Annotated in this window: 11 protein-coding genes; 5 read left to right on the forward strand and 6 right to left on the reverse strand. The window is 67.6% G+C overall.

The features are described from left to right. Window positions 1–13: 13 nt before the first annotated feature. Complete coding sequence (locus tag RV045_RS13345; RefSeq protein ID WP_423236288.1) at window positions 14–1,624, reverse strand: glycerol-3-phosphate dehydrogenase/oxidase; 1,611 nt, start codon at window positions 1,622–1,624, stop codon at window positions 14–16. Between the two features lie 271 nt (window positions 1,625–1,895). Between RV045_RS13345 and RV045_RS13350 the strand changes: the two genes are divergently transcribed. Further along, window positions 1,896–3,470 carry an Ig-like domain-containing protein gene (locus RV045_RS13350; protein WP_423236289.1) on the forward strand — a complete coding sequence of 525 codons (1,575 nt, stop codon included), beginning with the start codon at window positions 1,896–1,898 and terminating at the stop codon, window positions 3,468–3,470. A 133-nt stretch (window positions 3,471–3,603) separates the two neighbouring features. Continuing rightward, window positions 3,604–5,316: a methyl-accepting chemotaxis protein gene (locus RV045_RS13355; RefSeq protein ID WP_423236290.1), complete on the forward strand. Its 1,713-nt coding sequence runs from the start codon at window positions 3,604–3,606 to the stop codon at window positions 5,314–5,316. 53 nt (window positions 5,317–5,369) lie between these two features. On the opposite strand, the gene mnmE is transcribed toward RV045_RS13355, so the two are convergent. Continuing rightward, a complete protein-coding gene (gene mnmE, locus RV045_RS13360; RefSeq protein WP_423236291.1) occupies window positions 5,370–6,821 on the reverse strand; it encodes a tRNA uridine-5-carboxymethylaminomethyl(34) synthesis GTPase MnmE in 1,452 nt (483 codons plus the stop codon). 82 nt (window positions 6,822–6,903) lie between these two features. On the opposite strand from mnmE, the gene RV045_RS13365 reads away from it, so the two are divergent. Further along, entirely contained in the window at window positions 6,904–7,419 is a 516-nt protein-coding gene (locus RV045_RS13365) for a pyridoxamine 5'-phosphate oxidase family protein (RefSeq protein ID WP_423236298.1), read from the forward strand. A gap of 73 nt (window positions 7,420–7,492) precedes the next feature. Here RV045_RS13365 and RV045_RS13370 read toward each other — a convergent pair whose 3' ends face one another. Genes RV045_RS13370 through RV045_RS13385 form a run of 4 tightly spaced genes read right to left on the reverse strand, consistent with a single transcriptional unit; the run spans window position 7,493 to window position 11,465 of the window. Next, window positions 7,493–8,350 carry an ABC transporter permease gene (locus tag RV045_RS13370; protein ID WP_423236292.1) on the reverse strand — a complete coding sequence of 286 codons (858 nt, stop codon included), beginning with the start codon at window positions 8,348–8,350 and terminating at the stop codon, window positions 7,493–7,495. Between the two features lie 10 nt (window positions 8,351–8,360). Continuing rightward, window positions 8,361–9,269 (reverse strand): ABC transporter permease, encoded by a 909-nt coding sequence (locus RV045_RS13375; protein WP_423236293.1) that lies wholly within the window; start codon window positions 9,267–9,269, stop codon window positions 8,361–8,363. After that, complete coding sequence (locus tag RV045_RS13380) at window positions 9,266–10,387, reverse strand: ABC transporter ATP-binding protein (RefSeq protein WP_423236294.1); 1,122 nt, start codon at window positions 10,385–10,387, stop codon at window positions 9,266–9,268. The genes RV045_RS13375 and RV045_RS13380 overlap by 4 nt, the downstream gene beginning before the upstream one ends. 10 nt (window positions 10,388–10,397) lie before the next feature. After that, window positions 10,398–11,465, reverse strand: a complete 1,068-nt coding sequence (locus RV045_RS13385; protein WP_423236295.1) for an extracellular solute-binding protein — start codon at window positions 11,463–11,465, stop codon at window positions 10,398–10,400. Window positions 11,466–11,620: 155 nt separating this feature from the next. Between RV045_RS13385 and RV045_RS13390 the strand changes: the two genes are divergently transcribed. Together RV045_RS13390 and ribBA are read left to right on the forward strand one after the other, a co-directional pair. Further along, complete coding sequence (locus tag RV045_RS13390) at window positions 11,621–12,820, forward strand: amino acid aminotransferase (protein WP_423236296.1); 1,200 nt, start codon at window positions 11,621–11,623, stop codon at window positions 12,818–12,820. Then, a complete protein-coding gene (ribBA, locus tag RV045_RS13395) occupies window positions 12,817–14,010 on the forward strand; it encodes a bifunctional 3,4-dihydroxy-2-butanone-4-phosphate synthase/GTP cyclohydrolase II (RefSeq protein WP_423236297.1) in 1,194 nt (397 codons plus the stop codon). Before RV045_RS13390 ends, ribBA begins: the two co-directional genes overlap by 4 nt. Window positions 14,011–14,023 lie beyond the last annotated feature (13 nt).

Below are 14,023 nucleotides of genomic sequence, written 5' to 3' on the forward strand. Positions count from 1 at the left end.
CGCATCAAGCGGCTCAACCCCCCTGCGGCAGATAGCCCTGGGCCAGCGTCTCGAAGGCCGCCCGTTGCGGGTCCAGCCCCGTCTCGTCCTGCAAGATGGCGGCCACGGCGGGCGCCATGGCCAGCGCCTGACGGGCGTCCAGAAAGAGCGCTCGCCAGCGCCGCGCCAGGACATCTTCCACCGCAATGGCGTATTCGGACCGCGCCGCAAAGCGCACCATGGCCTCGGTCAGGCCCAGGCCCAGTTTGCGGTCCGAGCCCGGGCAGGCCTGCACCTGCGCCTGTTCGCTGCCGTAAAGATGGCCGCCCGGCGCCTGCTGGATGGACACCGGCGGCTGGCCCGAACCAGGCTGCGGCGCACCGACCAGCGCGTGCGTGGCCGTATAACCGCCCGGGCGGCGTGGCAGCACGCGGGCGGCGAAGCAGGCGTCCAGCACCTGCTCGGCCATGGCGCGGTAGGTGGTCCACTTGCCGCCGGTGACGGTGATCAGGCCATTGGCGTCCGGCACGATGACGTGCTCGCGCGACAGGCTGCGCGTGCCCTGCCCCGCATCCGGCGCGGCGACCAGCGGGCGCAGGCCGACCCAGACGCTGCGGATGTCGGCGCGGGTCAGCGGGCGCTCCAGCACCTTGCCGGCTTCGGTCAGGATGAAATCCAGTTCGGCCTCGAAGGGCTGGGGCTCGCGCGGCAGATCCTGGCGCGGCGTGTCGGTGGTGCCCAGAATGAGCGAGCCCATCCAGGGGACAGCGAACAGCACGCGGCCATCGTCGGTGCGGGGCACCAGCAGCGCGTGATCGGCCGGCATGTGGCTGCGGTCGACCACCACGTGCACGCCCTGGCTGGGCGAGACCAGACGCGGCAGCGCCTGTGATCCCTGCGGCGAAGTTTGAGGCGCCATGCCACGCACGCCATCGACCCAGACGCCGGTGGCGTTGACGACGGCGCGGGCCTGAATCTGCGCCGTGGGCCCGCCCTCACCTCCCTCACCGCCCAAGCGGTCCTGCACGGTGAGCGTCCAGGGCTGATCGCCGCCTGCGCTGCGCCCGCCCGACAGCGCGGTGACGGCGGCGTAGTTCAGCACCAGTCCGCCGGCGCGGTCTATGGACCGGGCCAGCGCCAGCGCCAGGCGGGCGTCGTCAAACTGGCCGTCCCAGTAGCGCACGCCGCCTTTCAGCCCCGCGCGGCGCAGCCCGGGCAGCGCGGCGAGCGTCCCCTGCACGCCCAGCCAGGCCGTGGGGCCGAGGCCAGCACGCCCGGCCAGCGCGTCGTAGACCTTGAGCCCGATGCCGTAAAACGGCGTCTGCCAGCATCGGTAGGACGGCATCACAAAGGGCAGCGGCTGCGCCAGATGCGGCGCAATGCGCAGCACATTGCTGCGCTCGGCCAGCGCTTCGCGCACCAGCGCTACGTTGCCCTGCGCCAGATAGCGCACGCCGCCGTGCAGCAGCTTGGTCGAGCGCGACGAGGTGCCGCCGCCAAAATCGTGCGATTCCAGCAGCACCACCGAAAAGCCGCGCAGCGCCGCATCCAGCGCCACGCCGAGGCCCGTGGCGCCGCCGCCGATCACGGCCAGATCAACGGGGGTGGAAGGGTCAAGGCGGGACCAGAGGGTGGCGCGGGTCATGCAAGTCTCCTGCAGGGTTGGGACGCGTGTTCTTTCGTTTCGCTGGATTTTAGCGTGATCCAGAAAATTTCAGCGATTCATCGGTGAAAAATCATCTTTTTCTGTATTTTTAAGTTCTTATCTTTTCGTTTCGTGCAAATGACGACAGTGCTGCGGACTGGGGCGCCGGTGGCGTCAAGAAAAGTAAAGCTGACAGATTTCTGACGCTATCATCTTGGTCTGACCAAACATCCCCCCCCTTGGGGGATAGAACTTTCTGACCAGGATACCCATGCTGATTTCCCGCGCCCCGATGTACGCCGCTGTCCTGACGACCCTGCTGGCCGCCTGTGGCGGCGGCGGGAGCGCCGACAGCAGCACGACCACCACGCCTGCTGCGCCCACGCCGCCCGCCAGCACACCGCCGCAGACCAGCCCGGCGCCCGTGTCCCCCACGGCACCCGTGCTGACCGCCCTGCAGCTGGACGCCCCGACCCAGCCCGGCGCTACGCCGGTGGAACTGCTGGTCCAGGGCACGGTGCAGCTGGCCGTCACGGCCCAGTACAGTGACGGCAGCAGCGCTGATGTGACCGGCGCCGTGACCTGGCTGGGCGGCGATGCGGCGCTGGCGCGCTTCACTGCGCCCGGCGTGCTGGAAGGCCTCGCCGTGGGCCAGACCACGCTGACAGCGCAGATCGGCGGGCTGAGCAGCAACGCCGTCACGGTGGCGGTGGGTGCACCGCCGATCACAGCCGTGGCGCTGAACCCGGTGGTGCCCGTGAACGACCTGGTTCCCGGCGCGACCGTGCGCATCCAGGCGCTGGGCCAGCGCAGCAGCGGCGTTCAAGAAGACCTCTCCGGTCAGGTGCAGTGGACCAGCGACGCCCCGGACGTCGCCAGCGTGGACGCCGACGGCGTGGTGACCGTGCGCGCTGCCGGCACGGCGCGCATCCAGGCCCGGGCGGGCGCACTGGACAGTCCCGCGCTGATCCTGACCATCCGGCCGGTGGCTCCTGCTCCTGCTCCTGCTCCTGCTCCTGCTCCTGCTCCTGCTCCTGCTCCTGCTCCTGCTCCTGCTCCTGCTCCTGCTCCTGCTCCTGCTCCTGCTCCTGCTCCTGCTCCGGTGCCCGTGACGGCGGCGTACTCGCTCAGCCTGTCCACGACCGGGAACGCCGACAAGATCACCCAGAGCTCGATCAGCACGCAGGCTGCCGGTGACGGCGTGCAGACTTTTTCGGCCGCGTCCGGGGCGCAGGGCCAGGCTTACACCATCACCATCACGGCCGATGGGCTGAACGCCCGCCTGGCCCCCAGGTCGGCCGACGGTCGCTCGGACCGCATCGAAACGCACATCAGCGCGTTTTCGTCAGCGCACGTGGGCGATGCGCAGCAGGGCACCAGCGGCTTCATCGGCGCGATCCGGCGCGCCATCATCGATCTGGACGATGACAGCAAGGACGAAGAAGCGCAGGACCTGTTTGCCGGTCTGCGCCAGCCCACGGCCCCTGCAGCAGATGGCGTGTACCGCGGCCAGGTGCTTTACATCGATTCGCCCTACGATCACAACGCCCGTCCCGGCACGCTCGAAATCACCCTGAAAGACGGCCGGATCGCCACCCGTCTGGCGCTGACGCAGGGCAAGGTCGTGCTGGTCGATGCCAAAACGGCCCAGACGGCCGTGGACGGCGCCACCGCGTCCAGCCTGCTGGTGCTGGCGCCGGGCGGCACGGGGGATTACCTCAGCCAGGCCACGCTGAACCTGACCTTCCACGGCAGCAATGGCCAGTTCGCCACCGGCGTCATCGCGGGCCGCAACGATCCGCTCGTGCCCTGGGGCGGCGTTTTCACGCTCAAGCGGATCAACTGAGAAGCCGCTGGGCATGAACCGAGAAATAGTCCAGTTTTCCTGAGCTATTGAGGGCCTCGGGGCCCGGGCGGGCGCTTTGATTCCGACTGAATCCGTCGATAACAGAACATCCCCCACTGCACCCCGAGGCCCTATGTCCACCACACCCCACGTCACCCAGCAGGAGCTGCCTTTCCCCAAAGGCACGACGCTGATGTCCACCACGGACAGCAGCAGCTACCTGCAGTACGCCAACGAGAGCTTCGTCCAGGTCAGCGGCTACACCCGCGAGGAACTGATGGGCCAGGCGCACAACATCGTGCGCCACCCCGACATGCCCAAGGCGGCCTTTGCCGACATGTGGGCGACGATCAAGTCCGGCAAGGCATGGACGGGCATCGTCAAGAACCGCTGCAAGAACGGCAACCACTACTGGGTGCGCGCCAACGCCATCCACATGGTGCGCCAGGGCCAGCCGGTGGGCTACATCTCCGTGCGCACCGAACCCAGCCGCCAGGAGGTCCAGGCCGCCGAAACGCTGTACGCGCAGTGGCAGGCCGGACAGAACCAGGGCTGGGGCCTGCGCGAAGGCGTGCTGGTGCGCCGGGGGCTGCTGTCTTTCCTGACCTGGGGGCGCACGCTGTCCACCCCGGCACGCGCGACACTGGGCGCGCTGGCCGGGTCTGTCGTGACCGGCGGCGCGCTGCTGGGCGGCCTGGCGCTGGCGGGCGCCCTGCCCGCCCTGAGCCTGACCGCACTGGGCGCCGCAGCGGGCGCGGCGCTGGCGGGCACGGCGGTGGCCAGCCTGTGGCTGCGCCATCACATCACCGCGCCGCTGGACACGGTGCTGCAGCAGGCGCAGCGCGTCGCGGGCGGCGATCCGCAGAACGCCCCCGGCATGGACCGCATCGACGCCATCGGACACCTTCAGCGCTGCATCAACCAGTCCGGGCTGAACCTGAAAGCGCTGGTGGATGACATTGCCTCGCAGACCTCCGGCCTGACCGCCGTCAGCCGCGAAATCTCCAGCAGCAGCCACGACCTGTCGCAGCGCTCCGAGCGCCAGGCGTCCAACCTGCAGCAGACCGCCAGCGCCATGGACGAAATCACCGGCACCGTGCGCAGCAGCGGCGACAGCGCTTCGGCCGCCAGCCGCCTGGCCGAAGAAGCGCGCCAGATCACCGAAACCGGCGAAGAGGCCGTGCAGCAGGTGGTCCACACCATGCAGGACATCAGCGCCAGCAGCAAGCGCATCAACGACATCATCGGCGTCATTGACAGCATCGCCTTCCAGACCAACATCCTGGCGCTGAACGCCTCGGTCGAAGCCGCCCGCGCGGGCGAGCAGGGGCGCGGCTTTGCCGTCGTGGCCTCGGAAGTGCGCAACCTGGCGCAGCGCAGCGCGGGCGCGGCCAAGGAAATCAAGCAGCTCATCGTCACCTCGGTGCAGACCGTGGACAGCGGCAACACCAAGGTCGGCAACGCCGGACAGACCATGAGCAGCATCAAGACCCAGGTCAGCCGCGTCAGCGACCTGATCGCCCAGATCAGCACCGCCACGCAGGAGCAGTCGCAGGGCATTGATCTGGTCAACCAGTCTGTCGTCGATCTGGACAACATGACGCAGCAGAACGTCGCTCTGGTGGAAGAAAGCGCCGCCGTGGCCCAGCAGCTTCACCACCAGGCCAGCGTGCTGCAAAGCGCCATCGCCGTGTTCGGCGGTCAGGTCCAGGCCAGCGCGCCCGCAGCGCCCGCCCGCCAGGCCACGCCGCAGCACACCGCCCAGCGCGCGATCCAGAACGCCAGCCGCAGCGCCAGCCAGAGCAAACCCGCCAGCCCGGCGAGGGCGACAGCGCGGAGTCATTGAGGGGTTCCGTCGGACGTGGGGTCAGCTCCCGCTTCAGTCGCGGGCTGACCCACTCACTTCCCGATACAGAACCTTCCAAAAATCGCACCCAGCAGATCCTCGCTGCTGAACTGGCCGGTGATCTGGCCCAGTTCGTCGTGGGCCAGGCGCAGCTCTTCGGCGATCAGATCCAGCAGGGGTGCGGGGTGGCTCAGGTGGTCCAGCGCGGCGGCGATGTGCGTCTGGGCGCGGCCCAGAGCCTCGACGTGGCGGGCGCGGGCGCTGAACAGGCCTTCGCTGCCGCCGCCCTGCCAGCCCACCGCTGCCAGCAGCGCCTGGCGCAGCGCGTCGAGGCCGTCGCCGCTGCGGGCCGAAAGACGCAGCGTCTGCGTCACGGCCAGCGGCGTGTCCGACGGCTCGGACGGCGATACGGGCGTTTGAAAAGCATCCAGCTTGTTCCACACCTGAAGCACGGGGATGCGCCCGGCCCCACCCGGTGCGGACAGCGCCTGCGCCAGCTCGCCCGCCAGCGCGGCGTCGGCGGTGGCATAAGCCGGGTCGGCGGCAAGGGAGAGGTCGCGCAGCCACAGCAGCACGTCGGCCTGCGCGATGGCCTGCCAGGAGCGTTCAATGCCGATGCGCTCGACCTCGTCCTGCGTGTCGCGCAGACCGGCGGTGTCGATGATGTGCAGCGGCACGCCGTCGATCTGCAGCGTCTGGCTGACGCGGTCACGCGTCGTGCCCGGCACGGCGGTGACGATGGCCAGTTCGGCCCCGGCCAGCGCGTTGAGCAGCGAACTCTTGCCCACATTGGGCTGTCCGGCCAGCACCACGCTGACGCCCTCGCGCAGGATGGCGCCCTGGCACGTCTGCGCCTGCACCGCCGCCAGCTGCGCGGCGAGGGCCTCAACCAGGGTGCGAATGCCGTACTGCTCGATGAAGTCGATGTCTTCCTCGGGGAAATCCAGCGTCGCCTCGACCAGGGTGCGAGCGTGGACCACCTGCCCCGTCAGGCTCCCGATCTCCACCGAAAACGCGCCCGCCAGCGAGCGGCTGGCGCTGCGCGCAGCCGCCTCGGTGCTGGCGGCGATCAGGTCGGCCACGGCTTCGGCCTGCGCCAGATCGAGCTTGCCGTTCAGAAAAGCGCGGCGCGTGAACTCGCCAGCCTGCGCCAGACGCAGGCGCTCGCAGGCGGGCACTGCCGCAGCGACCTCGAAGCAGCGCGCCAGCAGCAGCTGCAGCACCACCGGACCGCCGTGGGCCTGAAGCTCCAGCACGTCTTCGCCGGTGTACGAATTGGGCCCGGGAAAATGGATCGCCAGCCCGGTGTCGATGGCGCTGCCGTCGCGGGCGGGCAGCGGCAGCAGCGTGGCCATGCGCGGCACCAGATCGCGGCCCAGCCAGGCCTGAATGAAACCGCGCAAGTCGGGCCCGGACAGGCGCACGATGCCCACCGCCCCCGGCCCCGCAGCGGTGGCGACGGCGGCAATCGGGTCTTCCCAGCGGGCGAGTTCTGCGGGTGTCATGGGCGGGCCATTCAGGGAAAGTGGGTCAGGGCGCTATTGTCACTGAGTCGCCATCCACGTCGATAACATGTGGCCCTTGGCGATGATGCCTGCGCTGGACACCTCAAACCAAACTTCCAACCGTATCATGATCACATCAGAAGTCGTGGATTACATCAGTCGCAGTGTGCTGTGCTGGCTGGCTACCGTCGATGAAACGGGTCAACCAAACGTCTCACCGAAAGAGATCTTTGCTGCCTTTGACGCTGAGCACATCGTCATAGCAAACATTGCATCGCCAAAGAGTGAACGCAACATCGAGATCAATTCGCGTGTCTGCATCAGCTTCGTCGATATCTTTGTTCAAAAGGGTTTCAAGGCCATCGGCGTCGCTCGGAATGTCAAAAGGTCAGACGCCGACTTCTCCAGGTGGTCTGCGCCGCTTGAAGCCATGGCGGGTCCTAAATTTCCTGTTCGCTCTGTCTTCGTGGTGCAGGTCATTTCAGTTGAGCCCATCGTCGCTCCGAGTTATCGCCTCTATGCCGCTGAAACAACAGAGAAATCACAGGTGGCGTCTGCCTTGCAAACGTATGGCGTCAACAAGAGTGGCGATGTCTGACTCAGTATGCCAGGGGCCCCGACAGGTCACTCGAATGCTGGACACCAACATCCAGGTTCGGCGCTGCCCAGCTTCAAACCGCCTCTTTCGGCTTACGCCAGTACATCAGTAGCACCACTGCCGCCGTCACTGTCATCAGCAGCAGGCTGATCGCGTTGAGGATGGGCGTGGCGCCCTGGCGCATCTGGCCGTACATCCAGATGGTCAGCGGGCTGTCGCCGCCAGCCAGCATCAGCGTGGTGTTGAAGTTCTCGAAGCTGAGCAGGAAAGCCACTGCGCCGCTGCCCAGCACCGCCGGGCGCAGGTGCGGCCAGGTGATGGTGCGCCACACCCCCAGGCGCGTCGCGCCCAGGTTGAGAGCCGCCTCTTCCAGCGTGATGTCGAAGCGGCGCAGGCGCGCGCTGATGGTGAGCGTGGCGATGCTGACGATGTAGGAAAACTGCCCTGCCACCACCAGCGGCAGGCCGGGACGCAGCCAGTCCAGCTCCAGGCCGAAGCGGGCGTCGGCCCAGTTGGCGATCTGGCTGGCCAGCGCCAGGATGGAAATCCCCAGGATCACGCCCGGGATCACCAGCGGCAGCAGCATCACCGTGGCCAGCAGCGCCTTGCCCCGGAACTGTGCGCGCTCCAGCACCACGGCGTTGACCGTGCCCACTGCCATCACCAGCGCCGACACCCAGACCGCCACCCAGACGCTGTTGCCCAGCGCGTCGTGCAGATCGGGGTTGAAGAGCACGCCCAGGCGATCCGCCGCGTGGCCGATGAACCAGTCCAGCGTGAAACCACGCCAGGGCGGCAGCGGATACGGCGCGTCGTTGAAGGCGAACACCGCCACCACCGCTAGCGGCAGCAGCAGAAACAGGAAAAACAGCGCCACATAGGCCGTGCGGGCGCGGCGCCAGATCGGGGGGTCGGGGAGGCCGGGAATCATGCGATTCTCCTCAGGTCTGGCGCATGGCGCTGGCCAGACGCTGGCCGGTCAGGCGCAGCCCCAGCCACACGAGCAGGCTGGACAGCAGCAGCAGCAGGAAAGCAAAGGCCGAGCCCTGCTCCCAGTTGAAGCGGGTGATGAACTGGGTGTAGATCTGGTCGGTGAACCACATGGAATCCTTGCCGCCCAGCACCACCGGCGTCAGGTAGTTGCCCAGCGTCAGCATGAAAACCATCAGGCAGCCGGCCGCGATGCCCGGCGCCGCGTGCGGAATGATGATGCGCCGCAGGATGTTCGCCCGCCCCGCGCCCAGGTCGTAAGCGGCTTCGATCAGGCTGTTGTCCAGGGTGTCCAGCACGTTGATCAGGGGCACCAGCATGAAGAGCAGCGAACCATACACCAGGCCGACCAGGATGGTGGCGTCGCTGTACAGCAGATCCAGATCCGGCCCGGCCAGGCCCAGCGTGTGCAGCAGCGTGGGCAGGATGCCGCCCTGGCGCAGCAGAATGATCCAGCCCAGCGTGCGCACCAGTTCGCTCGCCCAGAACGGGATCAGGATGGCCGCGAACAGCCAGGACCGTGTGCGCCCACGCGCCACCTTGGCGATGGTCCAGGCCACCGGAAAAGCCAGCACCAGCGCCAGCGCCGTCGCCAGCAGCGACATCGTGGCCGTGCGCACAAAGGTGTTCCAGTAGAGCGGTTCGCCAAAAAAAGTGGCGTACTGCGTGCTGCTCCAGACCGGGTCGCCGCCGCCGGAGCTGTCGTGGAAGGACAGCAGCAGCAGGTTGACGTGCGGCAGCACAATCAGCAGGCCCAGCCAGAGCAGCGCCGGGGCCAGCAGCAGGCCCAGCGCCAGGCGGCCCGCCGCCAAGGGCGGCTTGTCATCAGCCAGGGGCGGCTTGTCAGCAGCAGCGCTCATGCCGCAAACACCTGCATCTGCGCCGGGTCCAGCGCCAGCCAGGCCGGGGCACCCACCGACCAGTCGCGGTCCAGGCTGTGCTGGGCCAGCGTCACCTGCCAGGCGAGGCCGCCTTCAAAACGCACCATCAGCATCGAACTGGCGCCATCGAACAGCAAAGACTGCACCGTGACGGGCCAGCGCGGCAGGCCGTCGGGCAGATCGGCCGATTGCGCCGCCAGCGAAATCTGCTCCGGTCGCACAAACACCTGCGCTGCCCCTGCGGGCGTGGAATGCGCCGACACGCTGTTCAGGGGAATCGTCGGGCCACCGTCCAGCTGCAGCTCGTCGCTGGCGCTGCTGCGCACGATGCGGCCGCTGGCGCGGTTGCTGTGGCCGACAAAACCGGCCACGAAGGCGCTGGCCGGTTCGCGGTAAAGCTGGCGCGGCGTACCGACCTGCTCGAAGCGGCCGTGGTTCATCACCGCGACCTGGTCGGACATGACCAGCGCCTCGCTCTGGTCGTGGGTGATGTAGACGAAGGTGGTGCCGAAATCGGCCTGGATCTGTTTCAGCTCCAGCTTCATGTGCTCGCGCAGCTTCAGGTCCAGCGCGCCCAGCGGCTCGTCCAGCAGCAGCAGCGTGGGCTCCAGCACCAGCGCGCGGGCAATCGCCACGCGCTGCTTCTGGCCGCCCGACATCTGGTCGATGCGCTTGTCCGCCGTGCCTGGCAGGCCCACGCGCTCCAGCATGGCGGCGGCTTTGGCCTGGCGCTCGCGCCGGGACAGGCCGCGCTGCGCCAGGCCATAAGCCACGTTATCGCCCACCGACATCATGGGAAACAGCGCCAGGTGCTGGAACACCATGTTCACCGGACGGCGGTTGGGCGCCACGCCCTGCATGGAGCGCCCGGCGATCACGATGTCGCCCGCATCGGGCTGGACAAAGCCCGCGATCATGCGCAGCAGCGTCGTCTTGCCGCAGCCCGACGGCCCCAGGATGGAGAAAAACTGCCCGCGCACCACGTCAAAACTCAGCTGGTCCACCGCATGGAAGCTGCCGTAGTGGCGGCTGACGCTGCGCACGGAAAGATCAATATCAGAAGCCGCCGCAGCGGCCTTTACAGCAGAAGCACTCATGCGCAGGCGTTCAGCGCGCGGCCTTGATGCGGTCCAGCACCCGGCCGTCGATGGCTTCCAGACCCGCCGGAATCGCCGGATACCACTTGATGTTGTCCATGGCGGCGGGCGGGAAAGATTCGGCCAGCTGCGCCTTCATCTTCTCGGGCATGTACTTTTCGGCGTCCTTGACCGCCGTGAAGCTGCCCGCCGACTGCGCCAGCTGCGCGGCAATCTGGGGCTGGGTCACGAAATTGATCCATTTGTAGGCGGCATCGACGTTTTTGGCCTTGGCCGGGATGGCAAAGGTATCGACCCAGCCCAGCGCGCCGGAGGCGGGCGCGACAAAGCGGATGTCCGGGCTTTCGGCATTGAGCTTCCAGGCGCCCGCGTCCCACATCTGCGCGCCCACCACGGCGCCGCTGCGCACGTCGGACAGCAGCTGGTCCTTGTTCTCCCAGAAATATTTCAGCACCGGCTTGCACGCAGCCAGCTTGTCGCCCGCGGCAGTCATGATGGCCTCGTATTCCTTGGGATTGGCGTAGGCCTTGAACGGGTCCTTGCCCATGGCGAAGGCCTGCGCGATCAGGCTGGGTCGCACCAGACGCACCGCTGTCTTGCCGGTGTATCTGGCATCGCACAGATCGCCGTAATCCTTGATCGCCGGGGCCAGCTTGCTGTTGACGACCAGGCCGTCGGTGCCCCAGAACAGCGGAAGGCCGTAGACCTTGCCATTCAGCCCGGTGACGGCCTGCGTCGCCTTGAGCATGGACGGCGTGAACTGCGCCGTCTTGACCTTGGACAGATCGATGGGCTGGTAGATGCGGAACTGCTGCACCGGCCCGGTGATGCGGTCCTGGCTGGGGTTGGCCAGGTCAAAGCCCGCGCCGCCGGTGGCGCGCAGCTTGGAGATCATCTCTTCGTTGTTGGACAGCGTCACTTCGACGTCGATGCCCGTCTCTTTTTTGAACTGCTCGATCACGGCGCGCGGGGCGTAATCGGCCCAGGTCAGCAGGCGCAGCGTCTCGGCGTGGGCCGATAGCGACAGGCTGGACAGCAGCAGCGCGGCCGCCAGTGGGGTGTGTTTCAGACGCAGCATGGAAAACTCCTGGGCAAAAGTGACGGTGGGCAGGGGATACAAGCGATCACAGAGAACATCAAACCTGGCGAAGAGTATGGCCCGGCCGTATGTCAGTGCCGTGTCCGGCCGCTAAAATGTCAGGGATATTACCAATCCGCCCACAGGACACCGACATGGCACTGTTTTCCCGCATCGACATGGCCCCGCGCGACCCCATTCTGGGTCTGAACGAGCAGTTCAACGCCGACAGCCACCCCAGCAAGGTCAACCTGGGTGTGGGCGTGTACTTTGACGAAAACGGCAAGCTGCCGCTGCTGAAGTGCGTGCAGAGCGCTGAAGAAAAGCTGATGTCCACGCCCAAGGCGCGCGGTTATCTGCCCATCGACGGCATCGCCGCCTACGACCAGGGCGTCAAAAACCTGGTCTTCGGCGAGAGCAGCGAAGCCGTGACCCGCGGCCGCGTGGCCACCGTCCAGGCTCTGGGCGGCACGGGTGGCCTGAAGATCGGCGCCGATTTCCTGCACGCCATGAACCCGGCGGCCAAGGTGCTGATCTCCGACCCCAGCTGGGAAAACCACCGCGCCCTGTTCGGCCGCGCCGGGTTCACCGTTGAGAGCTACCCCTACTTTGACGCCGCCCGCGCCGGCATCAACTTCGAAGGCATGATCGCCGCTCTGACCGCCGCCGAGCCCGGCACCATCGTTGTGCTGCACGCCTGCTGCCACAACCCGACCGGTTACGACCTGACGCCCGCGCAGTGGGATCAGGTCATCGCCGCCGTGAAAGAGCGCCAGCTGGTCGCCTTCCTGGACATGGCCTACCAGGGCTTTGCCGAAGGCCTGGCGCAGGACGGCGCGGTCATCGCGCGCTTTGTCGCGGCGGGGCTGTCTTTCTTTGTGTCCACATCGTTTTCCAAGAGCTTCAGCCTCTACGGCGAGCGCGTGGGTGCGCTCAGCGTGCTGTGTTCGGACAAGGATGAGGCCGCGCGCGTGCTCAGCCAGCTGAAAGTGACGATCCGCACCAACTACTCCAACCCGCCGACGCATGGCGCCGCCGTGGTCGCCGCCGTGCTGGGCGACGCGGCGCTGCGCGCGCAGTGGGACGAAGAGCTGGGCGCCATGCGCGTGCGCATCAAGGCCATGCGCCAGGCGCTGGTCGAGGGCCTGAAAGCCGCTGGCGTCACGCGCGACATGTCCTTCATCACCACCCAGGCCGGCATGTTCAGCTACTCGGGCCTGAGCAAGGAGCAGATGGTGCGCCTGCGCTCCGAATTCGGCGTCTACGGCACCGACACCGGCCGCATGTGCGTGGCGGCGCTCAACCCCGGCAACATCGGCCACGTCTGCGCGTCCATCGCGAAGGTGCTGGCATGACGGCTGGGGTGGCGATCTCGCCCATTCCCGAGCTGCTGGACGAGCTGGCCGCAGGCCGCATGATCGTCCTGCTGGACGAGGAAGACCGCGAGAACGAGGGCGATCTGCTGATGGCCGCCGACAAGGTCACGCCCGAAGCGATCAACTTCATGGCCCGGTATGGCCGGGGCCTGATCTGCCTGACCCTGACGCGCGAGCACTGCCAGCGCCTCAAGCTGCCGCCCATGGCCGCGCAGAACGGCACGGTCTACGCCACCGCCTTCACCGTCTCGATCGAGGCCGCGCGCGGCGTGACCACCGGCATTTCGGCCGCCGACCGCGCCCACACCATCGCCACCGCCGTGGCCCCGGACGCCCGCGCCGAAGACCTGGTCCAGCCCGGCCATGTCTTTCCGCTGCAGGCGCAGGACGGCGGCGTGCTGGTGCGCGCCGGTCACACCGAGGCCGGCTGCGACATGACGCGCATGGCCGGCTGCAGCCCCACCGCCGTCATCTGCGAAATCATGAATGACGACGGCAGCATGGCCCGCCTGCCCGACCTGCAGCAGTTTGCTGCCACGCACGGCCTCAAGCTGGGCACCATCGCCGATCTCATCGCCTACCGCAGCCGCGCCGAGACGCTGATCACCCCGCTGGAAGCGCGGCCCATGGTCACGCCCTGGGGCGAGTTCACCGCCCAGGGCTTTCGCGACAGCACCGGCGGCGTTCATCTGGCGCTGAGCGTGGGCACCTGGGCGGAGGACGACGAAGTCTGGGTGCGCGTGCACGAACCGCTCAACGCGCTGGACCTGCTGGACGATGCCTCGTGCAGCCACTCCTGGCCGCTGGGTGTGGCGCTGCGCACGCTGCGCGAGCGCGGCCGGGGCCTGGCGGTGCTGCTCAACGCCGCAGGCCACCGCGAAAGCCTGCTGCGCCGCCTGGACCCCACCGGCAGCCCGCCCGCACCGCAACGCGATGGTCTGGCCGAGCTGCGCCTGTACGGCATCGGCGCGCAGATCATCAAAGCGCACGGCGTGCGCCGCATGAAACTGATGGCCCACCCCGCCCGTCTGCCCAGCATGCGCGGCTTTGATCTCGAAGTGACCGGCTTCGCCAGCCCGGACCTGCCGCCTATACACATCTCCGAGCCCACGAGACCGCACTGGGACTCGTACGCCGTCGTCTTCTGGAAAAAAAAAACAAACAAGTGAGCGCGAATTGACG

This window comes from Amphibiibacter pelophylacis, assembly GCF_037688875.1.
GTDB lineage: Bacteria > Pseudomonadota > Gammaproteobacteria > Burkholderiales > Burkholderiaceae_C > Amphibiibacter > Amphibiibacter pelophylacis.

Excerpts from the sequence above, each read along its gene's own strand:
- RV045_RS13345 (WP_423236288.1), bottom strand. The coding sequence starts at position 1,624 with ATGACCCGCGCCACCCTCTGGTCCCGCCTTGACCCTTCCACCCCCGTT.
- RV045_RS13350 (WP_423236289.1), top strand. The coding sequence starts at position 1,896 with ATGCTGATTTCCCGCGCCCCGATGTACGCCGCTGTCCTGACGACCCTG.
- RV045_RS13355 (WP_423236290.1), top strand. The coding sequence starts at position 3,604 with ATGTCCACCACACCCCACGTCACCCAGCAGGAGCTGCCTTTCCCCAAA.
- mnmE (WP_423236291.1), bottom strand. The coding sequence starts at position 6,821 with ATGACACCCGCAGAACTCGCCCGCTGGGAAGACCCGATTGCCGCCGTC.
- RV045_RS13365 (WP_423236298.1), top strand. The coding sequence starts at position 6,904 with ATGATGCCTGCGCTGGACACCTCAAACCAAACTTCCAACCGTATCATG.
- RV045_RS13370 (WP_423236292.1), bottom strand. The coding sequence starts at position 8,350 with ATGATTCCCGGCCTCCCCGACCCCCCGATCTGGCGCCGCGCCCGCACG.
- RV045_RS13375 (WP_423236293.1), bottom strand. The coding sequence starts at position 9,269 with ATGAGCGCTGCTGCTGACAAGCCGCCCCTGGCTGATGACAAGCCGCCC.
- RV045_RS13380 (WP_423236294.1), bottom strand. The coding sequence starts at position 10,387 with ATGAGTGCTTCTGCTGTAAAGGCCGCTGCGGCGGCTTCTGATATTGAT.
- RV045_RS13385 (WP_423236295.1), bottom strand. The coding sequence starts at position 11,465 with ATGCTGCGTCTGAAACACACCCCACTGGCGGCCGCGCTGCTGCTGTCC.
- RV045_RS13390 (WP_423236296.1), top strand. The coding sequence starts at position 11,621 with ATGGCACTGTTTTCCCGCATCGACATGGCCCCGCGCGACCCCATTCTG.
- ribBA (WP_423236297.1), top strand. The coding sequence starts at position 12,817 with ATGACGGCTGGGGTGGCGATCTCGCCCATTCCCGAGCTGCTGGACGAG.